This window comes from Psychrobacter aestuarii (assembly GCF_904846035.1).
GTDB classification, from domain to species: Bacteria; Pseudomonadota; Gammaproteobacteria; order Pseudomonadales; family Moraxellaceae; genus Psychrobacter; species Psychrobacter aestuarii.
In genome coordinates this window covers 2,141,443-2,167,238 of the sequence record NZ_CAJGYT010000001.1, presented here as the reverse complement: position 1 = coordinate 2,167,238, position 25,796 = coordinate 2,141,443, and the positions used below count along the sequence as shown (strand labels likewise).

Here is a 25,796-nt window from a genome sequence, read left to right as displayed (position 1 = left end):
AGCAATATGTTGTATGTTTCTACGTGGCGCTTTATTTGGTTTTTGTAGTGGTCACCCCACCCTATAATCGCGCATTGTACGCTGACAAAACGGTATTTTGACAAAAAGGACGCACCTGCTCTTATGACCTCCATCCAGACCCATACCATTGCCAATACCTTTAATGATGCCAATGACGTCAAGCTTTGGATAAGAGACCAAGCACAAGCACTTGGGTTTGCGGACTGCGGCTTTTTGTCCGTACATCATCCGCTGTTTAAAGAGCAAATTACCCACCTTGAGCGCTGGCTAGAAAAAGGCTACGAAGGGGATTTGAGCTTCATGCATCAAAACCATCATTTGCGTGCCAACCCAGCAGCGCTCGTTGAAGGCGCACGTACGATTATCAGCGTGCGTATGGATTATCTGACCACAGCGCCCAAACCGCGTACGGTTGAGGACGACTTGCGTCCCAATAGTGCCATCATTGCACGTTATGCCCGTGGTCGCGACTACCATAAAATCATGCGTAGCCGCCTAAAACAATTGGCGCTAAAAATTGAGACCATGCTTGGAGAGTGGCAGCATTTAGACATTGCCGCCGATGATGACTTTGTCTTTCGTCCCTTTAGTGACTCAGCACCCATCTTCGAACGCCCTATTGCCGACGCGGCTGGGCTCGGCTGGACAGGCAAGCACACCTTACTCATTAACAAACAAGCAGGCTCGTTTTTCGTTTTAGGTGAGCTGTTTACCAGCTTGGCCTTGCCTGATGACGCCCCTGTGCGCGGGCACTGCGGCAGCTGTAGCGCTTGTATTGATATCTGCCCAACCAATGCCATCGTCGCCCCACACGAGCTGGACGCACGCGCCTGTATCTCTTATTTGACCATCGAACATAAAGGCAGCATCGATGTAAAATACCGCCGCGCCATGGGCAACCGTATCTTTGGCTGTGATGACTGTCAGCTGATATGCCCTTGGAATCGCTATGCCAAGATGACTGCAGTCGATGATTTTGCACCGCGCCATGGGCTCGATGACAGTGACTTATTGACCTTGTGGCGCTGGGACGAAAAAACATTCTTAAAGTCCACTGAGGGCAGTCCGATTCGCCGTACAGGCTACGTGAACTTCTTGCGCAATATTGCCATTGCTTTGGGCAACGCACCCGCCAGCATTGAGATTGTCACAGCCCTGCATACGCACCTAGGTGAACATGGCGAGATGCTGGATGAGCATATTGAATGGGCAATTATAGAGCAACAAGGCAAATTGTCTTAATCTGCCTATATTGGGTAATAAATACAGACCATAAAAAACCCCACCATAGATGGCGGGGCTTTGTTTTATCTCTATACTGCTATCAATTTTTTATTGATAACCTTTTGCCTATTATGGCTTAGGAATACGCAGTACTTGACCCGGGTAGATTTTATTTGGGTCAGACAACATTGGCTTGTTGGCTTCAAAAATCTTCATATAGTCGTCAGATGAGCCATACACTTCTTGGGCAATCTTTGACAGACTGTCGCCCGATTTTACGGTGTACATGGTTGATTCTGGTGCGTCTTCTTCGATATCGATGTTATCAATCACTTTAGCGACGTTTTGTACGTTACCAATAGCGATGATGGCTTTTTCACGGTCAGCTTGTGTTTTTGCCACACCACTGATTTCAGCGGTATCGGTGCTGCCGTTATATTTGACTTTTAGGTTACTGATGTTTAGATGCTGCTGCTGAATACGGCGCAGCAAAATATTAGCTACTGATTGCGCTGATGGCTCTGTGTTGTTTACAGGCTTGCTGGCATCGGCTTTGGTTTCTTGTTGTGCTTGATGCTTTTCGTCATCGCGGTTAAAAATCTTATCGCCCATGTCTTTGGCAAAACTAAAAATACCCATAATTTTTTCCTTAAAATATTATTGTCTTAGGCTGTCTTTTTGCTCACTGATAAACCGTGAATCAAATAAAACAGCGTCATTGTTATTCATGATTGTTAGTTGTTAGACAGTAGCAGGCGCAAAAAATGCGTCCTGATATGCTGAATATGAGTATAACCAAGGCGTATCTTTTTTATAGTAAAGGTATGTTGAGTAATGTAATAGGCATGTAGCATTGTAAATCCTACAGTTATATGCAGACATAAAAAAGCCGCTTGTCCTAAAACAAGCGGTTTGTCATCGAGCAAAAACGTCAGCTTATAGCTGAGCTTTTACGTAGTCGATGGCTTTTTGTACAGTAGTCAATTCTGCTGAATCTTCGTCAGGGATAGTGATACCAAAATCACTTTCAAATGACATAACCAGCTCAACTAGGTCAAGAGAGTCAGCGCCTAGATCTTCCATAAAAGAAGCGTCGTTGCTGATGTCTTCAACGTTCATGCCAAGCTGTTCGGCAACGGCAGATTTTACGCGCAATTCGATATCATTACTCATGGGGTGAACTCCTCGTTTGTATCAGTATTTTAAAAACCCAAACCAAATAGGATTTTTGTTAATCAATGATGTGTGATGTCTAATATAATGGGCGCTTTATATAGTAGCGCCTCACTATCGTCAGTTTACTTCCTATCCAGACCTATCGCCATCAGGCTGTATCTGGTCAGAAATTTGATGAGCATTATAACACTATTGCATACAGTTTACACTCGTTCACAAAAAGATTTATTGTCTCCTTGTGAGCAATCATTGCTCAAGCGTATCCTAATATACGTTAATGCCCACTACATGTACATGCCACCATTCACAGGCAATACGCAGCCTGTGATGTAACTGGCTTCGTCGCTGGCTAAGAAAGAGACCGCAGCGGCGATGTCTTCTGGCTGACCCAAACGACCAACAGGTACCGCATCTAACATAGAGTTGAGTAGACGCTCATCCATCTCATCGGTCATATCGGTTTCAATCAAACCAGGCGCGACACAGTTGATCGTAATCTGGCGTGAACCCAGCTCGCGCGCTAGCGTACGGCTAAAGCCCTCTACCCCTGCTTTGGTTGAGGCATAGTTGGCTTGACCCGCGTTACCCATTTGGGCGACGACTGAGCTGATGTTGATGATGCGACCACGACGGGCTTTCATCATACCGCGTACCGCACGCTTGCTCATACGATATACTGACGATAGGTTGGTATTGATGACGCTGTCCCAGTCATCGTCTTTCATACGCATGAGCAGACCGTCTTTGGTGATACCCGCATTGTTTACGAGTACTTGTACAGCACCATAAACGCTCTCAATCTCTTCAAACAGCTTTTCAATCTGAGCAGGGTCTCTGACGTCTAATACGCGACCGATACCACCTGTATCATGCAGATAATCATTGATAAGCTCTGCGCCTTTTTCAGTGGTGGCAGTGCCGATAACAAAATGACCTTCTTTAGCAAAACGCTTGGCGACCGCTTTACCGATACCACGGCTTGCGCCAGTTACTAAGGTGATGGTTCTACTCACAATAAAATCTCCATTAATTTTTCTAATCGCGCAGGCTTATCGACAGGATAGCTAACGATAGGATTGGCTTGGCGCTTCGCTAGGTTGCTCAGCACAATACCGCTACCGCACTCTATCAAGAGATTGACCTGCTTATCAGCAAGCTCTTGCATGGTCTGTGACCACAATACTGGCTCACTTAATTGCTCTGTTAATGCTTTTTTGATGTTCTGAATGGTGCTCTCAACGCGTGCGTGACGGTTTTGAATCACAGGAATATCGGCTTGCGCAAATTTAATCTCAGACAACAGCTCTGCCAAGGCGTCTGTCGCTGGCTGCATCAAGGCGCAATGTGAAGGCACGCTGACCTTCAGCATGATTGCTTTTTTACCTGCGTTTTGCACTTCATCGACCACTGCCGTGACACCCGCAGCATTGCCTGAGATGACCACTTGACCTGGACTGTTAAAGTTCGCCGCGCCAACAATCGCACCATCCACATGCTCTGTGGTCTGCTCACAAAGTGTCTGTACGCGCTGGTCTTCTAGACCCAAAATTGCTGCCATCGCCGTATCGATGCCCATGACCGCCTCTTGCATCAGCTGACCACGCGCATGTACCAAGCGCACTGCATCAGCAAACTCAATGACGCCTGCAGCGCACAGCGCACTGTACTCACCAAGTGAGTGCCCTGCCATATAGCAAGGCTTTTGTGGCAACTTGTCTTCAAGAATGCGCCAAATCGCCATACTGGCTGTTAGTAGTGCTGGCTGCGTGTACTGGGTTTGGTTGAGCTTGTCTTCATCCTGACAAATCGCCCACAAGTCCTCACCCAATGCGGTGCTGGCTTCAGCAAATGTGTCATGAATTTGTGGATAAGATTCGGCAAGCTCGCTGGTCATACCAACGATTTGTGATCCTTGTCCTGGAAAGATAACCGCGATACGTGGTGGCTGCGTCGTTGTCGTATCAGATGCAGATGCCATAGCCCATATTCCTTAAATGATAACCGATATTTGGCAACAAGACCTAAATATCGTCGAGATAAAAAGTAAATGACGGTAGGTAGACTATACACTGAGCCGCCGCATTATCATAGCGTCTATACTCAGATAGTGTCGGCAATTTTGCGATAATCGTGCTTGCGCCTGATGCAATCTGGGCGCTATGTGACGACTTGTCGCAAACAGCGCATAACAAAAAGCCAAGTTATCTGGCCATCTTATGGAGGATAGCAAAATAACTTGGCTCTTGTTAATCAGTGTCTAATGTACGATATAAAAGTCTCGCTGTTGCAATCTGTGTTGCCATTGAGAGATCACTTCCACCATCGTACGGTCAATCACTTATGCGTCTTGACTGACTTTGAACAACTGACGACCACGATAAAAACCGTCTTTGGTCATGTGGTGACGACGATGCTTTTCACCAGTGGTGGCATCAACGCTTAGCTCTGCCACAGTCATGTGGTGGTGTGAACGACGCATGTCACGACGAGAACGGCTTTTGCGACTTTTTTGAACAGCCATGATATAGCTCCTATACTTAAAGGGGTAAGCTTAAAATTCAGCTTTAATCGATACTGACACAGGCTATGGAATCACAACAACCTAAGTCTTATGCATCATTGAATAAATCAGTTTGCTACTGTCATAAAACCAAAGATAAGAACAAAGTATCGTTGATGATGTTGTTCTGCATCGGGTGATATATCAAATAGCTTGTTGCCAGAATGCAATAAACCCAGCATTATACGCATCTTTAAAACATTAATAAAGCCCCATTTCACCGCAAAAGTGAAATCTAAAAGCCAGTAAAATGTTAAGAGAGCTTGCCTTTAAGTGCCGCCAGTGCTGCAAAGGGATTTTCATTGTCTTCTTCTTCAATCTCGCCCACTTGTTCAACCGCCATTTCGCAATCGTCATGCTTGGGCGACATCGGCAGTTTGAGCAAAATCTCGTCTTCAATCAGCTGCTTAAATGGCAATAAACGCTCAGAAGATTGCTGTATCACCACCTCATCTAAAAGCAGATAGTCTTGCGTGTCATCGAGCAGACGTGTCTGACTGTCGTCATCAAGAAGTGCGATGTCAAAGTCATCGTCTAAAGACACATCGACTGGTTGCAAGCAGCGCTGACAGGTCAGCCAAAGCGTTCCATTAAGCTTAAAGCTCAAATGCAGCACGTTGCTGTCGCGGTATAGCGTCGCTTGTACGCCTAGCGCCGATTGCGCATGCTCTTGACTCAAAAGTGCCGATACCCGCTCAAAGACTGAGGCGTCAACGTCCCCTGCCCACTCAAAGCCGCTATCTGCCCACTTATCTAATACGATATGTTCAGGCAATGTTTTGGCATCGGTGTTTTTATTGTGTGTTACTTGCTCGCTTGTTGGCGTGGTGGTCATACGCGGTCTCATCAGTCAAAACAATGTATAATATTACCCGCCATACTAACGGAAAGCCTTATTTGACGCCAGCGCTAGTATGTTACGATTTTTGACCCTTTAGCAGTGTAGTAACGCAGAAACGCTGCTGATTTTGTATGTAGGAAGATTATGTCTCACACCCCATCTGAGGTTGTATTCGCATCATTATTGACGCCCGAGCGCAAAGTGTCATTACGTCATATGTTGGATACTCAACTACAAGACAAGCCGCTTAGCGCAGCAGCGCTACAATCATGGCAAACTCAGTGGCAGACATTGACGGTATCACCCGATAGCGATGATAGGGAAGCAGCACACGTTGATTGGTTAATCGCTGTCTTTAACGCCACATTTTGTATGCATGACACGATTTTGGTACGCGGTACGGCAGAGCCTGAGTATTTTCCTGCAACCAGTGATGCGCCTGCGCGTATTGAATTTGCGCACGGCTTTTTTGCTAGTGCATTGCATGAAATCAGCCACTGGTGTCTCGCTGGCACGCACAGACGCACGCAGCCTGATTTTGGCTATTGGTATGCACCCGATGGTCGCAGTCAGGCAGAGCAAGCCGCCTTTGAGCGTGTAGAGATAAAGCCGCAGGCGATAGAGTGTTTATTGACCCTTGCTTGCGGACGCACGTTTCGCGTATCCCAAGACAATTTGTTTGCCGATTTTGATACCAGTGGCAGCACCTTTACTCATGACGTCTATGAACAAGCGCTAAATTACCTTGAGTATCCTGCGCGTTTGCCGAAAGACGCCAAGCGTCTATTGTGGGTACTGTTAAGCTGCTGCTAAATACCTAGAAAACAGCAAATCGTCTGAGTAAAATTCAATGTAGATACAAAATCGCTAACAAGACCCCAAACAACTTAAAACCGAGCGTGTATTGTCACGTGATGACACTACTTTTGGCAGTAAAGTGCAGGCTATACTAAAAAAACATATCAACAATAACTTATAACTATATCGAGGGCTTATGCAAACTTTATACATTCATCCTGAAAATCCGCAACCAAGACTGATTGAACAAGCAGCAAAACTGCTTCAAGAAGACAAGCTGCTCGTCTACCCCACAGACACCAGCTATGCTTTTGGTTGTCGCTTGGGCGCAAAAGCGGCATTAGACAAGCTCAAGCACATCCGCGAACTGGACGACAAGCATCAATTCACCCTGCTTTGCCGTGACTTGAGCGAGATTGCCACTTATGCCACCGTAGACAATGCACAGTTTAAGCAGTTAAAGGCACATACACCTGCGCCCATTACGTTCATTTTAAACGCCACCAAAGACGTCCCAAAAAAACTGGCACACCCTAAGAAAAAAACCATCGGTATCCGCGTGCCAAGCAACCCAATTGCACAGGCACTGCTCGCTGCCATGGACGAGCCGATTCTGACAAGCTCGCTACTGCTGCCCAATGACGAGCGCGTCTTAGATGATCCTTTTGATATTGAAGAGTTGCTGGGCAATCAAATCGACGGGCTTATCAATGCAGGCATCAAAACCACGCAGCTGACCACCATTGTCGACATGACCAGCAGCATCCCTGAAGTCATTCGTCAGGGCGCAGCTGATGTGAGTACTCTATTACTTTAAATCTGTTTTAAAAACCAAAAAACAGGCATAAAAAAAGCTCCAACGAATTGGAGCTTTTTTTAGTACTACGGCTGTGATTAGTCACGATCAACCAATTCAACATATGCCATAGGTGCATTATCACCGTCACGGTAGCCGCACTTGATGATACGCAAGTAACCACCTGGGCGATCCTGATAACGAGGACCTAGGGTGCTAAATAACTTGCCTACCATAGGCTTGCTACGCATACGGCTGAACGCCAAACGACGGTTAGCAACGCTATCTTCTTTAGCCAAAGTGATTAGCGGCTCAGCAACACGACGCAATTCTTTAGCTTTTGGCAATGTAGTTTTGATCAGTTCATGCTCAAACAGTGAGTTGGTCATGTTCTGGAACATTGCCTTACGATGACTGCTGGTACGACCCAGCTTGACTCCACTCTTACGATGGCGCATGGTCAATTATCCTTAAAGTTTAACGGCTACGATAAGAAAAGCGATCATCAACACGTAAATCAGCTGGCGGCCAGTTGTCAAGGCGCATTCCAAGCTCTAGATCTTTAGATGCAAGTACATCTTTGATTTCTGTTAATGATTTCTTACCAAGATTTGGGGTTTTGAGCAGTTCAGTCTCTGAACGTTGGACCAAATCGCCGATATAGTAAATGTTTTCAGCTTTTAAACAGTTGGCTGAGCGAACCGTTAGTTCAAGGTCGTCTACAGGGCGTAGAAGCACTGGATCAACCTCTTCTTTCTCTTTCACAGGCTCAGGCGCTTCTTCAGCTTCTAGGTCAACAAAGATAGAAATCTGTTGTTGCAAGATAGTCGCTGCTTTGCGAATTGCCTCTTCTGGATCAATCGTGCCATTCGTCTCAAGCTCAACGATAAGACGATCAAGGTCAGTACGCTGTTCAACACGAGCGTTCTCAACTTGATATGCAACACGCAACACAGGGCTAAAGCTTGCATCAAGCTTCAAGCGACCGATTGCTTTGGTGTCACCATCTTCACGGCGCTGATTGGCAGGCTCATATCCACGACCCATAACTACACGCAAGCGCATCTTTAGATGCCCACGTTCACTCAATGTACCTAGTACCAAATCTGGATTGGCAATATCAACATTATGTGGCAGTGTGATGTCTGCGGCAGTTATGGTGCCTGGACCTTGCTTGTCCAAGGTCAAGAATACTTCATTTTGGTCATGAAGTGTAATTGCTAAGCCTTTTAAGTTAAGCAGCAAATCAAGTACATCTTCTTGCAAGCCTTCAAGCGTTGAGTATTCATGGTCAACACCATCAATCTCAGCTTCAATCACAGCTGCACCGGGTAATGAAGATAATAAAATACGGCGTAAGGCATTCCCTAGGGTATGCCCAAAGCCGCGTTCTAACGGTTCGAGCGTGACTTTCGCAATCGTTTCATTAACCGTGTCCACATTGATGGCATTCGGCGTTAGAAACTCAGTTGCATTTAGCATCATGATGTCACCTCGATTTATTTAACTGGTTTAATGAACGTTCGTTACTTAACGTTATTACTTAGAGTACAGCTCAACGATCAAGCTTTCGTTGATTTCAGCAGGTAGATCAATGCGATCAGGTGCTTGTTTAAAAGTACCTTGAAGTTTGCTGTGGTCAACATCTAGCCACTCTGGAATACCACGTTGCGTTGCAAGTTCTACAGCGTTTTTAATACGTAGTTGTTCACGAGATTTTTCATGAATAGCGATCACGTCGCCATCTTGTAGCTGAATTGATGGAATGTTCACACGAACAAATTCATCACGACCAGCTTTTTTCACCATAACCGCACGGTGGCTAACCAACTGACGTGCTTCAGCACGCGTTGAGCCAAAGCCCATACGATATACGACGTTGTCCAAGCGGCTTTCTAGCATGGCCAGTAGGTTTTCACCAGTAGCACCGCGCTTACGAGCAGCTTCTTTATAGTAGTTAGCGAACTGACGCTCTAGAACACCATAGATACGCTTAACTTTTTGTTTTTCACGTAGCTGTAATGCGTATTCTGAAGTTTTGTTACGGCTTACACCATGCTGACCTGGTGGACGAGCCGCTTTTTTAGTCTTCACATCATAAGGCTTAACACCAGACTTAAGACCCAAGTCAGTGCCTTCACGACGTGATAATTTAAGTTTTGGTCCAATATAACGGGCCATTTTTATGTCTCCTTAAGCTTTCGGGATAAAAAGCTTCGTCTTTAATATTAGACGCGGCGCTTTTTCGGCGCACGGCAACCATTGTGTGGGATTGGGGTTACATCAGAAATGCTGTTGATTTTATAACCCAATGCACCTAGTGCTCTTACCGCAGACTCACGACCCGGTCCTGGTCCTTTGACCAAAACATCGACATTCTTAACACCGTATTCTTGAGCAGCTTTACCAGCCACTTCAGCAGCTACCTGAGCAGCAAACGGTGTAGATTTACGTGAACCACGGAAGCCTTGTCCACCAGAGGTGGCCCAAGCCAATGCATTACCTTGACGATCGGTAATCGTAACAATGGTGTTATTAAAAGACGCATGGATATGGGCAACGCCCTCCGATACTGAACGACGAGTCACTTTTTTGCGACTACGATTGTCTTTAGCCATCTTTTAGCTTCCTAAGTTGATTATTTTTTGATTGCTCTGCGTGGACCCTTACGAGTACGCGCATTCGTCTTCGTACGTTGACCGTTTACAGGCAAGTTACGACGATGACGGATGCCACGATAACAGCCCAAATCAACCAAACGCTTGATATTCATTGATACTTCACGACGAAGATCACCTTCAGTCGTATAGTTTGCAACTTCTGCACGGATAGCATCTAACTGTGAATCATCCAATTGACTGATTTTAGTAGTCGGCGCAATATCTACTGCTTTCAAAATTTGTGCAGCAGTAGTACGACCAACACCAAAAATGTAAGTCAATGAAATAACAGCATGCTTATTATCCGGAATGTTGACACCGGCAATACGAGCCATTGATTTCTCTCCATTAAAGAAAAATAGCGTTTACTTAGTAATATCACGGTCTATTTTTCAGATTTATTGCTGTTAATACAAACAAGTAAGATACGTAATACAGTCTTAGTGTCTGGCACCAAAAACCATATCAGTATCCAACATCTGTATAAACTACGGCAAGTGGCGGATAATATCGTATCCGCCGTTATTTTTCAAGTGTTAATTTTAAATGACCATCACTGATCGTTTAAAGATTAACCTTGACGCTGCTTATGACGTGGCTCTGATGTGCAAATGATATGTACACGACCTTTACGGCGTACAACTTTACAGCTACCACAAATTTTCTTAACTGATGCTTGAACTTTCATCGCATGCTCCTTGAGATATCATCCTAACTTTTGGCGTCGATTAAGACTGAGTAGGTGATTGAATTAACGTCTGATCGTGGTATTGATGGGTCATCAAGTGTGCCTGAATTTGCGAGATGAAATCCATGACCACAACGACCATAATCAGTAGCGACGTACCACCAAGATGAAATGGCACACCAAATGACGACTGAATAATCATAGGCATTAAACAGATGACCGTCATATAAATGGCACCAATAAAGGTCAGTCGGTTTAATACATGATCGAGGTAACGCTGGGTTTGTTGACCAGGGCGAATACCTGGAATATACGCACCACTACGCTTAAGGTTTTCAGCAACTTCGCGCGGACTAAAGACCAATGCTGTATAAAAATAGCAGAAGAAGATAATCATCGCACCAAAGAGTACCAAATACAAAGGCTGTCCTGGCGATAAAACCAGTGCCATATTTTGCAGTATCTTTTGTACAAAAGTAGGATCAGGAGACTGACCTACCCACTGCCCTAAACTGGCAGGGAACAGAAGTAGTGAACTGGCAAAAATCGCAGGAATGACCCCTGCCATGTTAATCTTTAGCGGCAAATGCGATTGCTGCTGCGCGTATATCTTGCGACCTTGCTGCTGTTTTTGTGCATAGTTTACTGGAACACGGCGCTGCGCCCGTTCAATATAAACAATACCCGCTGTGACAGCAACACCCAAAACCACAAATATGAACAGTACAATCAAATTCATCTGACCTTGATTGACCTGTTCAATGGATTGGGAGATCATGCTTGGCATTCCTGCCACAATACTGGCAAAAATGAGCATCGATATACCATTCCCGACGCCGCGCTCAGTGATTTGCTCACCGAGCCACATCAAGAACATCGCACCTGCAACCAAAGAGGTCACTGCAGGAACGTAAAAGGTAAGTCCTGTAGACAACGTCAAGTTTTGGCTGATAAGGCCAGCACACATACCAAAAGACTGTACCAACGCTAGCGCCAGCGTCCCTTGACGGGTGTACTTGTTTAACTTGCGTCTGCCTGCTTCGCCTTCTTTTTTGAGTGCTTCTAAAGAAGGGAGTACCGTAGACATCATCTGTACAATAATTGAGGCTGAAATGTAGGGCATAATACCCAATGCCATGATAGACATACGCTCGAGTGCACCACCAGAGAACATGTTAAACATGCTTAAAATGGTGTTCTCATTACGCGAAAACAAATCAGCCAAATTGACAGGGTTAATGCCTGGAACAGGAATATGAGACCCTAAACGATAAACAATCAATGCACCGATTAAAAACAATAAGCGCGACCACAGTTCATCATACTTGCGAATAAACGCCAGTGGATTGAGTGGGATACCAGCCGATGACATTGATTGTTTGGACACGTGACTACTCCTCGATGCTGCCACCAGCAGCTTCGATTGCTTGTTTAGCGCCTTTGGTTACTTTTACACCTTTAAAGGTGTAGGCTTTGGTGACGTCGCCTGACAAGATGATGCGTACACGCTTCATATCGCCACGGATAACGTTTGCCGCTTTTAGCGTCTCAACACTTACTACGTCGCCTTCTACCTTGTTAAGCTCAGACAAACGCACTTCTGCTGTTGTCATTGCCATTTTACTGGTAAAACCAAATTTTGGTAGGCGGCGGTATAGTGGCATTTGACCACCTTCAAAACCTGCAGGAACACTAGAGCCTGAACGAGATTTTTGACCTTTTACACCACGGCCACCAGTCTTACCAAGACCTGAACCGATACCACGACCACGACGTTGTGCGGTTTTTTTCGCGCCAATGCCTGGTGATAATTCATTTAATCGAAGACCCATTACGCTTCCTCCACTTTTACCATGTAGTTGACGCGATTTACCATACCACGAGTTGAAGGGGTGTCTTCTACTTCAACGGTATGACCAATACGGCGTAAACCCAATCCTTTCAAGCACGCTTTGTGGCTCTTAAGGCGATGGGCAGCCGATTTCGTTTGAGTGACTTTCATTGTTTTCATCGTAACTCACCTACTCTAAGTTAGCCCAAAATTTCGTCTACAGATTTACCACGTTTTGCTGCCATCTTCTCTGGAGTTGACATATCACGCAGACCGTTGAACGTTGCACGTACGACGTTTGCAGTGTTGGTAGAGCCATAGCATTTGGTCAATACATCTTTAACACCAGCAACTTCAAGAACCGCACGCATTGCGCCACCAGCGATTACGCCAGTACCTTCAGAGGCAGGCTGCATGTATACTTTACTTGCGCCGTGACGGGCTTTGATTGGGTGGAACAAAGTTGCATCGTTAAGCTCAACAGTAATCATGTTGCGCTTAGCCGCTTCTAGTGCTTTTTGAATGGCAGCTGGTACTTCGCGGGCTTTACCACGACCAAAACCAACACGACCATTACCATCACCAACGACAGTCAATGCTGTGAATGAGAAAATACGACCACCTTTGACCACTTTTGCAACGCGATCAACAGCAACCAAGCGTTCTACCAAACCGTCTGTCTGTTCATTTTTCGCCATGATTAAAACTCCAATCCATTTTCGCGAGCAGCTTCTGCTAAAGCTTTTACTCGACCATGATATTTAAAACCACTACGGTCAAAAGCAACTTTAGTGATACCAGCGGCTTTGGCACGCTCGGCAATCATCTGACCTACAGATGTTGCTGAAGTTACGTTACCAGTTGCGCCTGAGCGCAAGCTGCTGTCTAAGGTAGATGCTTGAGCGATCACTTCACCACCAGTAGGAGAGATAATCTGGGCATAGATGTGCTTTGGCGTACGGTTAACCGTTAGGCGATGAACACCTAGATTACGGATATGTGCGCGGGTTTTTTTAGCTCGACGCAGACGAGCTGCTTTTTTATCAAACATTTCAACTCACCTTATTTTTTCTTAGCTTCTTTGCGAACAACGTGTTCGTCGCTATAGCGAATACCTTTGCCTTTGTAAGGCTCTGGTGGACGGAAACCACGGATGTTGGCGGCAGCTTGACCCAATTTCTGCTTATCGTTTGATTTTAGAACGATTTCAGTTTGGCTTGGGGTTTCGGCTGATACGCCTTCTGGCAATGTGTACTCAACTGGGTGTGAGTAACCAACGTTCAACGTTACTTTGTTGCCAGCAGCTTGTGCGCGGTAACCAACGCCGATCAACTGAAGACGCTTTTCAAAGCCTTCATGAACGCCTTTCACATAGTTATTGATTAGGGCGCGCATGGTGCCAGTGTGCATCATGGCTTCTTTGGTATCTACTGCAGGTGAGAGAACAATGTTATCTTCTTCCTGTTTCAGCTCGACCAATTCATGCAGGCGTAAAGACATATTACCGTTCTTGCCTTTAACTTCGACCTGCCGATCGTTCAAAGTAACGCTTACGCCGTTAGGCAGCGCTACTGGGGCTTTAGCCACACGAGACATAGGAGTATTCCTTAAAAAAATTAACAACTGATATTTGCGAAAAAACTAACAGGCTAAAAAGCCTGCTAGTTTAGCATAATTGAATAAGATAAGCACCACTAAAATTGATGACGCCTATTGCTGATTCAAATAGACTTTATCGAATCGAGACATTAAGCAACAAATGCAACGATTTCGCCACCAATGCCAGCAGCACGAGCAGCACGATCGCTCATAATGCCTTGACTGGTAGAAACGATAGCCACACCCATGCCCTGCTTAACAGTAGGGATGCTGTCTTTGCCACGGAACTGGCGAAGACCTGGACGGCTATAACGCTTGATACTTTCAATAACAGGTTTACCTTCGAAGTATTTCAGTTCGATAGATAGAGTCGCTTTGCCGTTACCTTCATCAGTAACTTCAGCGCTTGTTAGGTAACCTTCGCTGACAAGTAGGTCAGCAATAGATTTGCGCAGTTTTGAACTTGGCATATTTACGGATACTTTGTTCGCCATTTGCGCATTACGAATACGGGTTAGCATATCCGCAACGGTATCTTGCATACTCATGTATTACTCCTTACCAGCTTGCTTTACGAACACCAGGCACATCGCCTTGCATGACTCGCTCACGCAGCATATTGCGTGATAAGCCAAACTTGCGGAAGTAGCCATGAGGACGACCTGTAACACCACAGCGATTACGTAGACGTACTGGTGATGCGTTACGTGGTAGAGCCTGTAGCTCTAACATCGCATCCATACGCTCTTCGTCACTTGCATTGACATCACTGATGATTTCTTTTAGCTTGATACGCTTTTCAGCATATTTCGCTACCATTTTTTCGCGTTTTAATTCGCGATTAATCATGCTCTTCTTTGCCATAACGTCTTTACCTTATTTAAATGGGAAGCCGAATGCTTTAAGCAACGCACGACCTTCATCATCAGTTTGAGCTGACGTAGTAATCGTTACATCCATACCGCGGATACGATCAATCTTGTCAAAATCTACTTCTGGGAATACGATCTGCTCTTTGATACCCAACGAGTAGTTACCACGTCCATCAAATGCTTTAGATGAAAAACCACGAAAATCACGAATACGAGGAATCGCAATGGCAATGAGACGATCTAAAAATTCGTACATTTGCTCACCGCGTAGCGTTACTTTACAGCCAATAGGCCATTCTTCACGAATTTTAAAACCAGCAACTGATTTGCGCGCTTTGGTGATTACAGGCTTTTGACCAGCGATAGCGGTCATGTCTGATACTGCGCCTTCAAGCAATTTCTTGTCTTGAGCTGCGCCGCCAACACCCATGTTTAGTGTGATTTTAGTGATTTTAGGCACTTGCATCACGTTGTCTAAACCAAGCTCTTGTTTGATTTGCTGTTTTAGCTCATCGTTATATAAAGATTTTAATCTTGCCATTACCATTACACCCTTAGTGTCTTACGCAGTCGCCACTACTTCACCATTTGAACGATAAACGCGCTGTTTCTTGCCTTCGTCGTTAAATTGGTAAGTAATACGGTCTGCTTTTTGGGTTTGCGCATTAAAGATTGCGACATTTGAAATATGCAAAAAAGCTTCTTGTTTAACAATGCCGCCTTCCGCGCCAGTCGCCTGATTTGGCTTCTGATGCTTAGTGACAATGTTGATGCCTTCTACTTTGATGCGATCATCTTTTACAGCCAACACAGTACCTTGCTTGCCTTTGTCTTTACCAGCAATCACGATAACTGTATCGCCTTTTCGTAATTTAGCCATGGGTTACCTCACAATACTTCTGGGGCTAGTGATACAATTTTCATAAACTGATCACCACGTAGTTCACGAGTTACCGGTCCAAAAATACGAGTTGCGATTGGCGCTTTGTTTTGGTTCAACAAAACAGCAGCGTTATCATCAAAACGTAGTACAGAACCATCGGGACGACGAACGCCTTTTTTGGTACGTACAACTACTGCATTCATCACGTCGCCTTTCTTGACACGACCACGAGGAATGGCTTCTTTGACGGTTACTTTAATGATATCGCCAACCGATGCATAACGACGATGAGAACCACCCAGTACTTTAATGCACTGAACTCGTCTTGCACCGCTATTATCTGCAACTTCCAGCATTGACTCAGTCTGAATCATAGCGTTACTCCACACGTGTGAGCAATAAAAAGCCAGCTGCTGCCGCTGACACAAAATCAGCAGGCAGCTCTTGAAATCTCAAAAGCTGTTGCCTGCTTGATATATGAGTGCTATACGCTCGGCGCAATCAGCATCCTTAAAAAGGCAAGTAGTTTAACAGCTTCTGGCTTCTAATGCAATTTACTTAGATTTTTTCTACTGTCTCAACCACGTCAACTAAAGTCCAAGACTTAGTTTTTGAGATTGGACGCGTTTCTTTGATGCGTACAAGGTCGCCTTGCTGACAAACGTTGTTCTCATCATGGGCTTTGATTTTAGTAGAACGACGAAGCTGCTTGCCATACAAAGGATGACGAACCAGACGCTCAATCAAAACCGTGATGGACTTGTCCATCTTGTTGCTGACAACTCGTCCTGTCAATACGCCAACATCTTGGGTTGCTTGATTGTTATCACTCATGAGTCGCCTCGTTGTTTCTCGTTAATCAAAGTCTGAATCTGAGCAATCGAGCGACGATTGCTTTTGACTTCATGGGTGTTACCCAACTGACCAGTTGCTTTAGCCATACGAATACGGAAAGCATCAAGTTGCTTTTCATCAAGTAACTGAGTCAGTTCTTCTAATGATTTATCACGTAATTCACTGATCTTCATTACATTATCGTCCGCTTAACAATGGTAGTTTTAAAGGGCAGTTTTGCAGCAGCAAGCGTGAGTGCTTCTCGTGCAAGCTCTTCTGAAACCCCTTCGATTTCGTATAAGATTTTACCAGGCTTAATTTCGCATACCCAGTACTCAACAGGACCTTTACCTTTACCCATACGTACTTCTAATGGTTTGTTGGTAATTGGCTTGTCTGGGAATACACGAATCCAAATTTTACCACCACGCTTAACACGGCGAGTAATGGTACGACGTGCCGCTTCGATTTGACGTGCTGTCATACGGCCACGAGTCAAAGATTTTAGACCAATTTGTCCAAAAGCAACGGTGCTTCCACGCTGAGCTAGCCCTGTGTTACGCCCCTTATGCATTTTGCGAAACTTGGTACGTTTTGGTTGTAACATAGTTTAACCTCTGTCTGAGTTTCGGCGGTTTCCACGACCACGGCGTTTTGGCGCACGAGGCTTCTCTTCAGTGACGGGATTGTATACGCTGTTCATACCGTCAAGGATTTCCCCACGGAAAATCCAAACTTTTACGCCGATGGTGCCGTAAGTAGTTTCTGCGCGTACTGATGCATAGTCGATGTCAGCACGTAGGGTATGAAGAGGTACACGACCTTCACGATACCATTCGGTACGAGCAATCTCAGCACCGCCAAGACGACCAGATAGCTCAACTTTGATACCTTGAGCGCCAGCACGCATGCTGTTCTGTACTGCGCGTTTCATAGCGCGGCGGAACATAACACGACGGGCAAGCTGGCTTGCGATACCATCAGCAACAAGACGAGCGTCTAGATCAGGAGAAGTAATCTCTTCGATGTTGACCTGAGCAGGTACGCCCATAATTTTGGTCAATTCTTTCTGAAGCTTCTCGATGTCTTCGCCTTTCTTACCGATAACGATACCTGGGCGAGCGGTTGCGATAGTGATTTTCGCAGCACCTGTTGGGCGCTCAATCGTGATACCGCTAACCATAGCGCTGTCTAGCTTTTTGCGTAGGTATTCACGTACTTGGATGTCGTTGATTAGGTATTCAGAATACTGTTTAGGATCCGCATACCAGTTTGCATTATGCTTTTTGACAACCCCAAGACGGATACCGATTGGATGTACTTTTTGACCCATAACTTATTCTCCTACCTTAATAGTGATGTGACAGGTACGCTTACTGATACGATCAGCACGACCTTTCGCACGTGGTAGGATACGCTTTAGCGTGATGCCTTCATCAACATAGATGGTCGATACTTTTAGGTTATCGATATCTAGGCCGTGATTGTTTTCGGCATTGGCGATGGCTGAGTTAAGGCATTTCTTAACAAACACAGCGCCTTTTTTATTGCTATACGTTAAAATATCCAAAGCACGCTCAATAGATTTGCCACGAACTTCATCAGCAACGAGTCTAACTTTTTGTGCCGAGATGGCGGCACCGCGTAATTTTGCAGTTACTTCCATGGTAAGCACCTTATCTCTTAGCTTTCTTGTCAATGCCATGACCACGATAGGTACGAGTCGGGGCAAATTCACCTAGTTTATGACCAACCATTTGCTCACTTACGATAACAGGTACGTGAGTACGACCGTTGTGAACAGATAAAGTTAGGCCAACCATTTGTGGTAGGATCATCGAGCGGCGAGACCAAGTTTTGATGGGCTTGCGTGAGTTGGTGTCGATAGCATTCTCAACTTTGGCAAACAAGTGCGCATCGATGAATGGACCTTTTTTCAATGAACGAGGCATGAAATTCTTCCTTTATTTCTTCTTGGCGCGACGGCGACGGATGATCATACTGTCAGTACGCTTATTGTGACGCGTTTTTTGTCCTTTGGACTTCTGACCCCAAGGGCTAGTAGGATGACGACCTTTGTTACGACCTTCACCACCACCATGCGGGTGATCAACAGGGTTCATCGCCACACCACGAACGGTAGGACGAACACCGCGCCAACGTGAAGCACCGGCTTTACCAAGTGATTTCAAGTTGTTTTCAGTGTTAGAAACTTCACCAATAACCGCACGGCAGTTTACGTGTACACGACGAGTCTCGCCTGAACGCAAACGAAGAATCGCGTAAATACCATCACGACCCAATAACTGTACGCCAGCACCCGCAGAACGAGCCATCTGTGCACCTTTACCGATTTTAAGCTCGATATTGTGAATCACAGTACCCAATGGGATGTTTTTTAGCGGTAGGCAGTTACCTGGACGGATTGGAGAGCCTTCACCTGACTGAACAGTATCACCAGTAGCCAATTTCTTTGGCGCAATGATGTAACGACGCTCGCCATCAGCATACTTTAGTAGTGCGATGTGTGCGGTACGGTTAGGATCATATTCGATGCGCTCAACCACTGCTGGGATATTGTCTTTGGTGCGTTTGAAGTCAATCACACGGTAATGGTGCTTATGACCACCACCAATATGGCGAGTGGTGATGCGACCATTGTTGTTACGACCACCTGACTTGCCTTTTGATTCGACAAGTGCTGCATATGGACGACCTTTGTAAAGGTGTGGATGCACCACTTTTTCAACAAAACGACGGCCTGGTGATGTTGGCTTTGCTTTTACGATAGGCATGATTGTTATCCTTATTCGTTGTTCGCTGTTTCACTAGTAGAAGAAGCGACTTCCTCACCAGCATCAGCCATTTGTACATCTTGACCAGCTTTTAGGGTAACATAGGCTTTTTTGTAGTCATTACGACGGCCGATGCTTTTGCCAAAACGCTTTGTCTTACCTTTAACATTCAAAGTGTTCACACGAGTGACTTCAACACCTTCAAACATTAACTCAACTGCTTTTTTGATTTCACGTTTAGTCGCATCAGTATCAACTTTGAATACCTGCACACCAAGTGAGTCACCAAGCATTTGAGATTTTTCTGAGAATACAGGCCCTTTTAAGACCTGATAAAGTCTTGCGTTATTCATGCTAGTGCTTCCTCAAATTGTTTCGCAGCTTCAACTGACATGATTACTTTATCAAAAGCAATCAAGCTCACTGGATCCACTTCGTTTGTACCAAGTACATTGACGTGTGGAATGTTGCGGGCCGCTAGGTATAAGTTTTCGTCAACTTCTTTGGTGACGATCAATGCGCGAGGTGCATTTAGTTCACTTAACTTTGCAACCAACTCTTTGGTCTTAGGTGCAGAAATATTCAATTCTTCTACCAAAATTAGACGCTCTTGACGTACTAGTTCGGCTAGGATGCACTGCATAGCACCGCGATACATTTTGCGGTTAACTTTTTGTGACCAATCTTGTGGTTTTGCCGCGAATGCACGACCACCTGAGCGCCAGATTGGGCTACGAATAGAGCCTGCACGAGCGCGACCAGTGCCTTTTTGGCGCCATGGCTTGATACCACCGCCAGAAACTTCGGCACGGGTTTTTTGTGCACGTGTACCTTGGCGAGCACCAGCAAGATATGCGGTTACAACCTGATGCACCAATGCTTCGTTGAATTCACGACCAAACGCTGTGTCAGAAAGTTCAACCGCTGCACCTGTAACTGTTTTTAAATCCACGTTAATCCCCTTGCTTAGGCTTTGATTGACGGACGTACGATGACATCGCCACCGTTGGCACCTGGGATAGCACCCTTGATGACCAGTAACCCTTTTTCGGCATCAACCGAAACCACTTCTAGGCCCTGAACGGTCACACGCTTGTTACCCATCTGACCTGGCATCTTTTTGCCTTTGAATACACGACCTGGTGTCTGGTTTTGACCAGTTGAACCAACGACGCGGTGAGACACTGAGTTACCATGAGTGGCATCTTGGGTGCTGAAGTTGTGACGCTTCACGCCGCCTTGGAAGCCTTTACCTTTACTCTGTCCTGTGACATCGACCATCTGACCTGCTTCAAATAGGTCAGCTAGGATTTCACCACCAACTTCACGACCTTCAAGATCGCTTTCGTTAGCACGGAATTCCCAAACACCACGACCAGCTTGAACGCCAGCTTTCGCGAAATGACCTTTTTGTGCGGCAGTTACGCGGCTGTCACGACGAGTACCTGTGGTGATTTGAATGGCTTGATAGCCATCTGTATCAGTAGTTTTTACTTGAGTAATGCGGTTTGCATCGACCTCGATCACAGTCACAGGGATAGACGCACCTGCTTCAGTGAAGATACGGGTCATGCCGCATTTTTTACCGACTAAACCGATCGCCATTTTAAACCTCTTTATATCTTCTGTTAATGGGTTGGGTGTTATGCATTAACCCAAAGCAATTTGAACGTCAACACCCGCCGCTAAGTCTAACTTCATTAACGCGTCCACAGTTTTGTCGGTAGGCTGAACAATATCAACCATACGCTTGTGGGTACGAATTTCGTACTGGTCACGCGCGTCTTTGTTAACGTGTGGCGAGGTTAGGACGTTGAATCGCTCAATGCGAGTCGGCAACGGTACAGGACCACAAACTTGCGCACCAGTGCGCTTTGCAGTATCGACAATCTCTTGTGCCGACTGATCGATCAATCGATGATCAAAAGATTTTAGTCGGATACGGATTCTCTGGTTAGCCATGCCAGCAAGCTCCTAAAATGTGCTTTTGTCATTCTTGCGCTGCAAGTTGCTGACGAAAAGCCGTTTGGTTAAAGATTTACTTTAAGCGGCTTTATATTCTTAAACAGAACCAGCAGCGTGCTAAAAGCAAAATAGTTTAAAGCCCCGCCAGCCCTCCTATGTATTGGAAAGCAGCAAAGGCATATGAAATAGTGCTAGAAACGATGCTCTAGCTGTCATAGCGCCAGCTGTTTGCTTGGCCGTGCGCTTATAATTCAGTAGTGCGTATTATACACTTTAATCTGATGATTGCAAGGGCAATATCCCTACTCTTAACGAATAATTCGCAGGCAAAACCGTTGATTTTGTCGCGATTTTTGGGATTTTGCAGGCAAAAAAGCGCGTTTTTGCCCTATCTTTTATCGTTGCGGCGTTATGCGCTCAGGCACGGTTTATCAGTCAAGTACGATGTCGTACTGCTCTTGGGTGTAGAGGTTTTCAACCTCAAAGGTGATGACGCGCCCAAGCAAGTACTCAAGGTCAGCGACGGTATCCGCCTCTGAGGTAAGCAATAGGTCAATGACGGCGGCATGGGCGACGACGGTGAATTTTTTGGGGGAGTTATAAGTACGGGCGCAGCGCATGATTTCGCGGAATATCTCAAAGCAGACGGTTTCGGCGGTTTTGACAAAGCCGCGTCCTTGGCAGGTAGAGCATGGCTCGCACAACTGCTGCCCCAACGATTCGCGCGTGCGCTTACGCGTCATCTCAACAAGTCCGAGCTCACTGACCTGAGTAATGTTGGTTTTGGCGTAGTCTTGGGTCAACTGCTCTTGCAAGCTCGCCAACACGTCGTCTTTGTGCTCTTGCTCTGTCATGTCGATAAAGTCAAGAATGATGATGCCACCAAGGTTGCGCAGGCGCAGCTGGCGCGCGATGGCGTGCGTGGCTTCTAGATTGGTTTTATAGACGGTGTCCTCAAGCGAGCGCCCACTGACAAACGAGCCTGTATTGACATCAATGGTTGTCATGGCTTCGGTTTGGTCAATGATAAGGTAGCCGCCCGATTTTAGGTCCACGCGCCGCTTTAGGGCATCGCGCAGGTCTTCTTCGACGCGGTGGACGTCAAACAATGCTTGCTCGGCGGTATAGTGCATGATGCGGTCATAGACGAAAGGCACGAACTCTTTGGCAAAGTGGCGTACTTGCTCATAAATCTGTACGTTGTCCACGACGACTTTTTCGGTGTTGGCATGTACCAAGTCGCGGATGGAGCGCATGGGTAGAGACAGCTCTTGATATATCAGCTCGGAGCTTTGGTGATGGTTAATCTCTTGACGGCGGGCGCAAACGGTGCGCCAAAGCTGCAATAAGTAGTAGATGTCTTCTTCGAGCTTGTCCACAGGCACACGCTCGGCGGCAGTGCGGGCAATCAGTCCGCCTTGGAGGTTGACGGTCTGCATTAAGCCAGCAAGCTCGGTCTTTAGGCGGCTGCGCTCCTCTTCACTGTCAATGCGCTGTGAGATGCCAATGTGCGTGCTCGATGGCAAATACACAAGGTAACGCGAGGGCAATGAGATGTTGGTCGTCAGGCGCGCGCCTTTGCTGCCAAGCTGGTCTTTGGTGACTTGCACCAAGATGCGCTGCCCTTCGTGCAGGCGGTGCTGAATCAGGTTTTGTCCCGCTTGCAGGTCAGGTGGTGGCACAGTCGGCAATACGGTCAAGGCGTTGGTGCTGTCTTCGCTGTCGATGTCGCTATCGCTGCCAAGCTTTGAGGTGTGGGTCACGTCTTTGGCAGACAGCGCAGGCGCGGGTATGGGTGCTGGACGCTGCATGTCATTAACGTGCAAAAAGGCGGTGCGTGATTGACCAATATCCACAAATGCTGCCTGCATGCCCGGTAAGACGCGCACAACCGTACCCAGATAAATATTGCCAACCAGACCCAGCTTGTGATGACGTTCGATATAGATTTCGCTGAGTACGCCATTGTCGAGTACTGCAACACGCGATTCCATGGGACTGACATTGATAAGCAGCTCTTCTGACATAACGCCTCTTTTTTTATCATAATACGGTAATGTGGCGCATCTTAGAGGATGCCCCTGATGTTTTCGTGCCCATTAGTGTAACAAATAGGCACCGCGCTGCAGGTTTTTTTGGGTAATTTTAGACCTGATGCCCAAGCTGCTGCAACAGCGTCAAAGTCTGCGCTAGCGGCAAGCCAACCACGTTGGTATAGCTACCATCAATACGCGCAACCCACGCCGCTGCGCCGCCTTGAATCGCATACCCGCCCGCCTTATCTTGCGGCTCACCGCTTTGCCAATAGCGCTCCATCATAGCGTCATCAAGGGCTACGAATTGCACGTCGGTTTTTTCTAAGATATTAACGGTATTGGTCACTGTGATGGTATCATCCGCAGCTTTTTTGACTTGTGTTGCCTGTACCGCGGTCCAGATTTGATGATTCACCCCCGACATCTGCTGCCACATGGCAAAGGCGTCCGCTTTGTCTTCAGGCTTAATCAATACGCTACGCCCATCAGGCAGTACGCCGATGGTGTCAGCCGTTAAGACGATTTGGGTATCCTCTGCTGTCTCTGATATTTTTAATAATGAGGGGTCGCTTTGTAGCGCTTGTACGGCGGCCTTTGCCTTGGCACTGACCATACGCGCAATATAATCGGTCGGTAACTCGCCAGCACTCGGGGTCTCGTCAATATCGACACGCAGCACGGTGCAATCAACGCCAGCGCTGGCAAGCAGCTCACGGCGACGCGGCGAGCCTGAAGCGAGTATAAGCATAATCTGTCCTTGGTCTGAATCAATAAACGTAAAATAAAATGGCGCATACCGCTGTAATGGCGCGCTCGTTGACGCATAGCGCAGGCTTACCAATCGTCATGCATTTGCGGGCGATGGCTACGGTGCAAAAGGCACATCACGAGCGGCCAAGCAATAATACTGCTGTAGATAAAAGGCGCAAACACACCATCTGCCGACAAGTAGCGCGGATACAGCCATAGGCTCTGCGCGATGCCTGCGACGATGATACCCAAAGCGGCAATCAGCCATGCCCGCCACCATGATAGAGGCAATAGATAACGGCGGCAAACCATGACCAAAAAGGCGGTCACAACCCATATGATGCTGTGCTGACCCAAAGGCTGCTGTAGAAATACATCTGCCAATAGCCCCAACACAAAGGCATAGCCCACCCCCACATAGCGCGGCTGGTACAACAGCCAATAAATAAGCACCATCATCAGCAATAGCGGACGCTGCATGACCGCCTGCGCGGGCAATGGATACAGCAGCACTATAAAACCTGCCAGCACACTCAGCGCCATAGGCACGCGCGGCATTGAGCGGTCATCAAGAGTGCGGTGCATGAGGTCTGCTCGCTGTCGGTGCTAAGGTATGCGGCGCGGTATCGGTAGGCGCAAGCAATGGCTGAACAATCAAGGCATAGTGCCCGCTGTCCATCGCTGCCGCAGGCGTAACCTCAATCTGTAAAAAACGCGCGCTCGCATCGCGGGTGATGTGACTGACACGCCCTACCCGATAGCCTGCCGCCATACGTCCGCCCAGACCTGAGGAAATCAGCGTATCGCCGACACGAATATCAGCGCTCTTTAGCATATAAGATAGCGCCAGCGTATCGGGCATGCCTGTGCCTGTGACAATGGCGCGTTGTCCTGTACGTGCCACATGCACAGCCACCGCTTGGTCGCGTGCGGTCAGCAGCAGCAGCTTACTTGTGGTATCGGTGGTGTGGATGATTTGTCCCAGCAGACCTGACGCATCAATCACGCTCTGTCCCACGCGGACGTGTGCGCTGCGACCCTTATCGAGCAGTAAAATGGGCGTTTGCGCATTGGGATTGGTGCCGATGACGGTAGCGATTTGCAAGCGCGCTGTGGGCGGCTGCTGAATGCCGAGCAGTGCCTTTAGTTGTATGTTATCGCTTAGGATTTGGTTTTGCTGTTGTAGCTTGGCTTCGGTACTTATGAGCTGGGCGCGCAGCTGCGCATTATCACGGCGCAAAGACTCATGGCTTTGGCTCATGCTTTGTGACCAATGGTGCGCATCTTTGGGCAGCGTCGCCAGCCGCTGTATGGGCGAGAGTAAATGCTCGACGTGGGTGTATAAGGGCGCTAACAAAGGACGGTAATACCCCTCTGCCCACAATAAAAGCGCGGATATGAGCAATAAGCATACTGTCCGCGTGATGGGCAATGACGCATTAACTCTCATAACCAAAGCTCTGCTGA

At 46.7% G+C, this 25,796-nt stretch carries 41 protein-coding genes; 3 read left to right on the top strand and 38 right to left on the bottom strand.

The genetic code is table 11. From position 1 onward, the window contains the following. Positions 1-123 precede the first annotated feature (123 nt). Positions 124-1,263, top strand: a complete 1,140-nt coding sequence (gene queG / locus JMW05_RS09305) for a tRNA epoxyqueuosine(34) reductase QueG (RefSeq protein ID WP_201505006.1) — start codon at positions 124-126, stop codon at positions 1,261-1,263. A gap of 111 nt (positions 1,264-1,374) precedes the next feature. On the opposite strand, the gene lysM is transcribed toward queG, so the two are convergent. From lysM to JMW05_RS09275, 6 genes are all read right to left on the bottom strand, one after another. Continuing rightward, complete coding sequence (gene lysM, locus JMW05_RS09300) at positions 1,375-1,884, bottom strand: peptidoglycan-binding protein LysM (RefSeq protein WP_201505005.1); 510 nt, start codon at positions 1,882-1,884, stop codon at positions 1,375-1,377. 297 nt (positions 1,885-2,181) lie between these two features. After that, on the bottom strand, positions 2,182-2,418 hold the full coding sequence (gene acpP / locus JMW05_RS09295; RefSeq protein ID WP_201505004.1) for an acyl carrier protein: 237 nt from the start codon (positions 2,416-2,418) through the stop codon (positions 2,182-2,184). Positions 2,419-2,705: 287 nt separating this feature from the next. Next, positions 2,706-3,434 (bottom strand): 3-oxoacyl-ACP reductase FabG, encoded by a 729-nt coding sequence (fabG, locus tag JMW05_RS09290; RefSeq protein ID WP_201505003.1) that lies wholly within the window; start codon positions 3,432-3,434, stop codon positions 2,706-2,708. Continuing rightward, entirely contained in the window at positions 3,431-4,399 is a 969-nt protein-coding gene (gene fabD / locus JMW05_RS09285; RefSeq protein ID WP_201505002.1) for an ACP S-malonyltransferase, read from the bottom strand. The genes fabG and fabD overlap by 4 nt, the downstream gene beginning before the upstream one ends. A gap of 360 nt (positions 4,400-4,759) precedes the next feature. Then, complete coding sequence (gene rpmF / locus JMW05_RS09280) at positions 4,760-4,942, bottom strand: 50S ribosomal protein L32 (RefSeq protein WP_199507791.1); 183 nt, start codon at positions 4,940-4,942, stop codon at positions 4,760-4,762. A gap of 292 nt (positions 4,943-5,234) precedes the next feature. Beyond that, the gene (locus JMW05_RS09275) at positions 5,235-5,816 is read right to left on the bottom strand and encodes a YceD family protein (RefSeq protein WP_201505001.1); all 582 of its coding nucleotides are present in this window, start codon (positions 5,814-5,816) and stop codon (positions 5,235-5,237) included. A 150-nt stretch (positions 5,817-5,966) separates the two neighbouring features. Between JMW05_RS09275 and JMW05_RS09270 the strand changes: the two genes are divergently transcribed. Beyond that, on the top strand, positions 5,967-6,635 hold the full coding sequence (locus tag JMW05_RS09270; protein WP_227691494.1) for an elongation factor P hydroxylase: 669 nt from the start codon (positions 5,967-5,969) through the stop codon (positions 6,633-6,635). A gap of 181 nt (positions 6,636-6,816) precedes the next feature. Next, positions 6,817-7,437 carry an L-threonylcarbamoyladenylate synthase gene (locus tag JMW05_RS09265; RefSeq protein ID WP_201505000.1) on the top strand — a complete coding sequence of 207 codons (621 nt, stop codon included), beginning with the start codon at positions 6,817-6,819 and terminating at the stop codon, positions 7,435-7,437. A gap of 77 nt (positions 7,438-7,514) precedes the next feature. On the opposite strand, the gene rplQ is transcribed toward JMW05_RS09265, so the two are convergent. The 32 genes from rplQ to mreC all read right to left on the bottom strand — a co-directional run bounded on the left by rplQ (position 7,515) and on the right by mreC (position 25,779). Next, the gene (rplQ, locus tag JMW05_RS09260; RefSeq protein WP_199507787.1) at positions 7,515-7,874 is read right to left on the bottom strand and encodes a 50S ribosomal protein L17; all 360 of its coding nucleotides are present in this window, start codon (positions 7,872-7,874) and stop codon (positions 7,515-7,517) included. 19 nt (positions 7,875-7,893) lie between these two features. After that, a complete protein-coding gene (locus JMW05_RS09255; protein WP_199507786.1) occupies positions 7,894-8,901 on the bottom strand; it encodes a DNA-directed RNA polymerase subunit alpha in 1,008 nt (335 codons plus the stop codon). A 54-nt stretch (positions 8,902-8,955) separates the two neighbouring features. Beyond that, positions 8,956-9,597 (bottom strand): 30S ribosomal protein S4, encoded by a 642-nt coding sequence (gene rpsD / locus JMW05_RS09250; RefSeq protein WP_201504999.1) that lies wholly within the window; start codon positions 9,595-9,597, stop codon positions 8,956-8,958. A 47-nt stretch (positions 9,598-9,644) separates the two neighbouring features. Continuing rightward, positions 9,645-10,034, bottom strand: coding sequence for a 30S ribosomal protein S11 (gene rpsK, locus JMW05_RS09245; RefSeq protein ID WP_201504998.1), 390 nt, complete (start codon positions 10,032-10,034; stop codon positions 9,645-9,647). A gap of 20 nt (positions 10,035-10,054) precedes the next feature. Further along, positions 10,055-10,411 (bottom strand): 30S ribosomal protein S13, encoded by a 357-nt coding sequence (gene rpsM / locus JMW05_RS09240; RefSeq protein WP_201504997.1) that lies wholly within the window; start codon positions 10,409-10,411, stop codon positions 10,055-10,057. 236 nt (positions 10,412-10,647) lie between these two features. Beyond that, positions 10,648-10,764, bottom strand: coding sequence for a 50S ribosomal protein L36 (gene rpmJ, locus JMW05_RS09235; protein WP_199507783.1), 117 nt, complete (start codon positions 10,762-10,764; stop codon positions 10,648-10,650). Between the two features lie 40 nt (positions 10,765-10,804). Continuing rightward, positions 10,805-12,136 carry a preprotein translocase subunit SecY gene (gene secY / locus JMW05_RS09230; RefSeq protein ID WP_201505588.1) on the bottom strand — a complete coding sequence of 444 codons (1,332 nt, stop codon included), beginning with the start codon at positions 12,134-12,136 and terminating at the stop codon, positions 10,805-10,807. A 19-nt stretch (positions 12,137-12,155) separates the two neighbouring features. Then, positions 12,156-12,596, bottom strand: a complete 441-nt coding sequence (rplO, locus tag JMW05_RS09225; protein ID WP_201504996.1) for a 50S ribosomal protein L15 — start codon at positions 12,594-12,596, stop codon at positions 12,156-12,158. Continuing rightward, positions 12,596-12,775, bottom strand: a complete 180-nt coding sequence (gene rpmD / locus JMW05_RS09220; protein ID WP_201504995.1) for a 50S ribosomal protein L30 — start codon at positions 12,773-12,775, stop codon at positions 12,596-12,598. The genes rplO and rpmD overlap by 1 nt, the downstream gene beginning before the upstream one ends. A gap of 20 nt (positions 12,776-12,795) precedes the next feature. Then, entirely contained in the window at positions 12,796-13,293 is a 498-nt protein-coding gene (gene rpsE, locus JMW05_RS09215; protein ID WP_201504994.1) for a 30S ribosomal protein S5, read from the bottom strand. A 2-nt stretch (positions 13,294-13,295) separates the two neighbouring features. Further along, positions 13,296-13,646: a 50S ribosomal protein L18 gene (gene rplR, locus JMW05_RS09210; RefSeq protein WP_199507779.1), complete on the bottom strand. Its 351-nt coding sequence runs from the start codon at positions 13,644-13,646 to the stop codon at positions 13,296-13,298. A gap of 11 nt (positions 13,647-13,657) precedes the next feature. Then, a complete protein-coding gene (gene rplF, locus JMW05_RS09205) occupies positions 13,658-14,191 on the bottom strand; it encodes a 50S ribosomal protein L6 (RefSeq protein WP_201504993.1) in 534 nt (177 codons plus the stop codon). A gap of 152 nt (positions 14,192-14,343) precedes the next feature. Beyond that, entirely contained in the window at positions 14,344-14,742 is a 399-nt protein-coding gene (gene rpsH, locus JMW05_RS09200) for a 30S ribosomal protein S8 (protein WP_201504992.1), read from the bottom strand. A 10-nt stretch (positions 14,743-14,752) separates the two neighbouring features. Further along, a complete protein-coding gene (rpsN, locus tag JMW05_RS09195) occupies positions 14,753-15,058 on the bottom strand; it encodes a 30S ribosomal protein S14 (RefSeq protein WP_201504991.1) in 306 nt (101 codons plus the stop codon). Between the two features lie 12 nt (positions 15,059-15,070). Continuing rightward, positions 15,071-15,607, bottom strand: coding sequence for a 50S ribosomal protein L5 (gene rplE / locus JMW05_RS09190; RefSeq protein ID WP_201504990.1), 537 nt, complete (start codon positions 15,605-15,607; stop codon positions 15,071-15,073). Positions 15,608-15,628: 21 nt separating this feature from the next. After that, on the bottom strand, positions 15,629-15,946 hold the full coding sequence (gene rplX / locus JMW05_RS09185; protein ID WP_201504989.1) for a 50S ribosomal protein L24: 318 nt from the start codon (positions 15,944-15,946) through the stop codon (positions 15,629-15,631). Positions 15,947-15,954: 8 nt separating this feature from the next. Continuing rightward, the gene (gene rplN, locus JMW05_RS09180; RefSeq protein WP_131668169.1) at positions 15,955-16,323 is read right to left on the bottom strand and encodes a 50S ribosomal protein L14; all 369 of its coding nucleotides are present in this window, start codon (positions 16,321-16,323) and stop codon (positions 15,955-15,957) included. 184 nt (positions 16,324-16,507) lie between these two features. Beyond that, the gene (rpsQ, locus tag JMW05_RS09175; RefSeq protein ID WP_201504988.1) at positions 16,508-16,783 is read right to left on the bottom strand and encodes a 30S ribosomal protein S17; all 276 of its coding nucleotides are present in this window, start codon (positions 16,781-16,783) and stop codon (positions 16,508-16,510) included. Then, a complete protein-coding gene (gene rpmC / locus JMW05_RS09170; RefSeq protein ID WP_201504987.1) occupies positions 16,780-16,977 on the bottom strand; it encodes a 50S ribosomal protein L29 in 198 nt (65 codons plus the stop codon). The genes rpsQ and rpmC overlap by 4 nt, the downstream gene beginning before the upstream one ends. Next, complete coding sequence (gene rplP, locus JMW05_RS09165) at positions 16,977-17,390, bottom strand: 50S ribosomal protein L16 (protein ID WP_199507771.1); 414 nt, start codon at positions 17,388-17,390, stop codon at positions 16,977-16,979. Before rplP ends, rpmC begins: the two co-directional genes overlap by 1 nt. Positions 17,391-17,393: 3 nt before the next feature. After that, on the bottom strand, positions 17,394-18,116 hold the full coding sequence (gene rpsC / locus JMW05_RS09160) for a 30S ribosomal protein S3 (RefSeq protein WP_201504986.1): 723 nt from the start codon (positions 18,114-18,116) through the stop codon (positions 17,394-17,396). Between the two features lie 3 nt (positions 18,117-18,119). Then, positions 18,120-18,449, bottom strand: coding sequence for a 50S ribosomal protein L22 (gene rplV, locus JMW05_RS09155; protein WP_199507769.1), 330 nt, complete (start codon positions 18,447-18,449; stop codon positions 18,120-18,122). Between the two features lie 10 nt (positions 18,450-18,459). Next, positions 18,460-18,735, bottom strand: coding sequence for a 30S ribosomal protein S19 (gene rpsS / locus JMW05_RS09150; RefSeq protein WP_058368265.1), 276 nt, complete (start codon positions 18,733-18,735; stop codon positions 18,460-18,462). 12 nt (positions 18,736-18,747) lie between these two features. Next, on the bottom strand, positions 18,748-19,578 hold the full coding sequence (gene rplB, locus JMW05_RS09145; RefSeq protein ID WP_201504985.1) for a 50S ribosomal protein L2: 831 nt from the start codon (positions 19,576-19,578) through the stop codon (positions 18,748-18,750). Positions 19,579-19,589: 11 nt separating this feature from the next. Continuing rightward, complete coding sequence (gene rplW / locus JMW05_RS09140) at positions 19,590-19,931, bottom strand: 50S ribosomal protein L23 (protein ID WP_201504984.1); 342 nt, start codon at positions 19,929-19,931, stop codon at positions 19,590-19,592. Further along, positions 19,928-20,530 (bottom strand): 50S ribosomal protein L4, encoded by a 603-nt coding sequence (rplD, locus tag JMW05_RS09135; RefSeq protein ID WP_201504983.1) that lies wholly within the window; start codon positions 20,528-20,530, stop codon positions 19,928-19,930. The genes rplW and rplD overlap by 4 nt, the downstream gene beginning before the upstream one ends. Positions 20,531-20,544: 14 nt before the next feature. Then, positions 20,545-21,183, bottom strand: a complete 639-nt coding sequence (gene rplC / locus JMW05_RS09130) for a 50S ribosomal protein L3 (RefSeq protein WP_199507765.1) — start codon at positions 21,181-21,183, stop codon at positions 20,545-20,547. A 45-nt stretch (positions 21,184-21,228) separates the two neighbouring features. Next, on the bottom strand, positions 21,229-21,540 hold the full coding sequence (gene rpsJ / locus JMW05_RS09125; protein ID WP_010196670.1) for a 30S ribosomal protein S10: 312 nt from the start codon (positions 21,538-21,540) through the stop codon (positions 21,229-21,231). Between the two features lie 434 nt (positions 21,541-21,974). Beyond that, positions 21,975-23,570, bottom strand: a complete 1,596-nt coding sequence (locus JMW05_RS09120) for an Rne/Rng family ribonuclease (protein WP_201504982.1) — start codon at positions 23,568-23,570, stop codon at positions 21,975-21,977. Between the two features lie 118 nt (positions 23,571-23,688). After that, complete coding sequence (locus JMW05_RS09115) at positions 23,689-24,327, bottom strand: Maf family protein (protein WP_201504981.1); 639 nt, start codon at positions 24,325-24,327, stop codon at positions 23,689-23,691. A gap of 86 nt (positions 24,328-24,413) precedes the next feature. After that, positions 24,414-24,914 (bottom strand): rod shape-determining protein MreD, encoded by a 501-nt coding sequence (gene mreD, locus JMW05_RS09110; protein WP_201504980.1) that lies wholly within the window; start codon positions 24,912-24,914, stop codon positions 24,414-24,416. Further along, positions 24,898-25,779 carry a rod shape-determining protein MreC gene (mreC, locus tag JMW05_RS09105; RefSeq protein WP_201504979.1) on the bottom strand — a complete coding sequence of 294 codons (882 nt, stop codon included), beginning with the start codon at positions 25,777-25,779 and terminating at the stop codon, positions 24,898-24,900. The genes mreD and mreC overlap by 17 nt, the downstream gene beginning before the upstream one ends. Positions 25,780-25,796: the final 17 nt, after the last annotated feature.

What these genes read in the sequence shown, in the direction of transcription:
- queG (WP_201505006.1), top strand. Translation starts at nt 124, where the DNA reads ATGACCTCCATCCAGACCCATACCATTGCCAATACCTTTAATGATGCC.
- lysM (WP_201505005.1), bottom strand. Translation starts at nt 1,884, where the DNA reads ATGGGTATTTTTAGTTTTGCCAAAGACATGGGCGATAAGATTTTTAAC.
- acpP (WP_201505004.1), bottom strand. Translation starts at nt 2,418, where the DNA reads ATGAGTAATGATATCGAATTGCGCGTAAAATCTGCCGTTGCCGAACAG.
- fabD (WP_201505002.1), bottom strand. Translation starts at nt 4,399, where the DNA reads ATGGCATCTGCATCTGATACGACAACGACGCAGCCACCACGTATCGCG.
- rpmF (WP_199507791.1), bottom strand. Translation starts at nt 4,942, where the DNA reads ATGGCTGTTCAAAAAAGTCGCAAAAGCCGTTCTCGTCGTGACATGCGT.
- JMW05_RS09275 (WP_201505001.1), bottom strand. Translation starts at nt 5,816, where the DNA reads ATGACCACCACGCCAACAAGCGAGCAAGTAACACACAATAAAAACACC.
- JMW05_RS09270 (WP_227691494.1), top strand. Translation starts at nt 5,967, where the DNA reads ATGTCTCACACCCCATCTGAGGTTGTATTCGCATCATTATTGACGCCC.
- JMW05_RS09265 (WP_201505000.1), top strand. Translation starts at nt 6,817, where the DNA reads ATGCAAACTTTATACATTCATCCTGAAAATCCGCAACCAAGACTGATT.
- rplQ (WP_199507787.1), bottom strand. Translation starts at nt 7,874, where the DNA reads ATGCGCCATCGTAAGAGTGGAGTCAAGCTGGGTCGTACCAGCAGTCAT.
- JMW05_RS09255 (WP_199507786.1), bottom strand. Translation starts at nt 8,901, where the DNA reads ATGATGCTAAATGCAACTGAGTTTCTAACGCCGAATGCCATCAATGTG.
- rpsD (WP_201504999.1), bottom strand. Translation starts at nt 9,597, where the DNA reads ATGGCCCGTTATATTGGACCAAAACTTAAATTATCACGTCGTGAAGGC.
- rpsK (WP_201504998.1), bottom strand. Translation starts at nt 10,034, where the DNA reads ATGGCTAAAGACAATCGTAGTCGCAAAAAAGTGACTCGTCGTTCAGTA.
- rpsM (WP_201504997.1), bottom strand. Translation starts at nt 10,411, where the DNA reads ATGGCTCGTATTGCCGGTGTCAACATTCCGGATAATAAGCATGCTGTT.
- rpmJ (WP_199507783.1), bottom strand. Translation starts at nt 10,764, where the DNA reads ATGAAAGTTCAAGCATCAGTTAAGAAAATTTGTGGTAGCTGTAAAGTT.
- secY (WP_201505588.1), bottom strand. Translation starts at nt 12,136, where the DNA reads ATGTCATCGGCTGGTATCCCACTCAATCCACTGGCGTTTATTCGCAAG.
- rplO (WP_201504996.1), bottom strand. Translation starts at nt 12,596, where the DNA reads ATGGGTCTTCGATTAAATGAATTATCACCAGGCATTGGCGCGAAAAAA.
- rpmD (WP_201504995.1), bottom strand. Translation starts at nt 12,775, where the DNA reads ATGAAAACAATGAAAGTCACTCAAACGAAATCGGCTGCCCATCGCCTT.
- rpsE (WP_201504994.1), bottom strand. Translation starts at nt 13,293, where the DNA reads ATGGCGAAAAATGAACAGACAGACGGTTTGGTAGAACGCTTGGTTGCT.
- rplR (WP_199507779.1), bottom strand. Translation starts at nt 13,646, where the DNA reads ATGTTTGATAAAAAAGCAGCTCGTCTGCGTCGAGCTAAAAAAACCCGC.
- rplF (WP_201504993.1), bottom strand. Translation starts at nt 14,191, where the DNA reads ATGTCTCGTGTGGCTAAAGCCCCAGTAGCGCTGCCTAACGGCGTAAGC.
- rpsH (WP_201504992.1), bottom strand. Translation starts at nt 14,742, where the DNA reads ATGAGTATGCAAGATACCGTTGCGGATATGCTAACCCGTATTCGTAAT.
- rpsN (WP_201504991.1), bottom strand. Translation starts at nt 15,058, where the DNA reads ATGGCAAAGAAGAGCATGATTAATCGCGAATTAAAACGCGAAAAAATG.
- rplE (WP_201504990.1), bottom strand. Translation starts at nt 15,607, where the DNA reads ATGGCAAGATTAAAATCTTTATATAACGATGAGCTAAAACAGCAAATC.
- rplX (WP_201504989.1), bottom strand. Translation starts at nt 15,946, where the DNA reads ATGGCTAAATTACGAAAAGGCGATACAGTTATCGTGATTGCTGGTAAA.
- rplN (WP_131668169.1), bottom strand. Translation starts at nt 16,323, where the DNA reads ATGATTCAGACTGAGTCAATGCTGGAAGTTGCAGATAATAGCGGTGCA.
- rpsQ (WP_201504988.1), bottom strand. Translation starts at nt 16,783, where the DNA reads ATGAGTGATAACAATCAAGCAACCCAAGATGTTGGCGTATTGACAGGA.
- rpmC (WP_201504987.1), bottom strand. Translation starts at nt 16,977, where the DNA reads ATGAAGATCAGTGAATTACGTGATAAATCATTAGAAGAACTGACTCAG.
- rplP (WP_199507771.1), bottom strand. Translation starts at nt 17,390, where the DNA reads ATGTTACAACCAAAACGTACCAAGTTTCGCAAAATGCATAAGGGGCGT.
- rpsC (WP_201504986.1), bottom strand. Translation starts at nt 18,116, where the DNA reads ATGGGTCAAAAAGTACATCCAATCGGTATCCGTCTTGGGGTTGTCAAA.
- rplV (WP_199507769.1), bottom strand. Translation starts at nt 18,449, where the DNA reads ATGGAAGTAACTGCAAAATTACGCGGTGCCGCCATCTCGGCACAAAAA.
- rpsS (WP_058368265.1), bottom strand. Translation starts at nt 18,735, where the DNA reads ATGCCTCGTTCATTGAAAAAAGGTCCATTCATCGATGCGCACTTGTTT.
- rplB (WP_201504985.1), bottom strand. Translation starts at nt 19,578, where the DNA reads ATGCCTATCGTAAAAGCAAAGCCAACATCACCAGGCCGTCGTTTTGTT.
- rplW (WP_201504984.1), bottom strand. Translation starts at nt 19,931, where the DNA reads ATGAATAACGCAAGACTTTATCAGGTCTTAAAAGGGCCTGTATTCTCA.
- rplC (WP_199507765.1), bottom strand. Translation starts at nt 21,183, where the DNA reads ATGGCGATCGGTTTAGTCGGTAAAAAATGCGGCATGACCCGTATCTTC.
- rpsJ (WP_010196670.1), bottom strand. Translation starts at nt 21,540, where the DNA reads ATGGCTAACCAGAGAATCCGTATCCGACTAAAATCTTTTGATCATCGA.
- JMW05_RS09120 (WP_201504982.1), bottom strand. Translation starts at nt 23,570, where the DNA reads ATGTCAGAAGAGCTGCTTATCAATGTCAGTCCCATGGAATCGCGTGTT.
- JMW05_RS09115 (WP_201504981.1), bottom strand. Translation starts at nt 24,327, where the DNA reads ATGCTTATACTCGCTTCAGGCTCGCCGCGTCGCCGTGAGCTGCTTGCC.
- mreD (WP_201504980.1), bottom strand. Translation starts at nt 24,914, where the DNA reads ATGCACCGCACTCTTGATGACCGCTCAATGCCGCGCGTGCCTATGGCG.
- mreC (WP_201504979.1), bottom strand. Translation starts at nt 25,779, where the DNA reads ATGAGAGTTAATGCGTCATTGCCCATCACGCGGACAGTATGCTTATTG.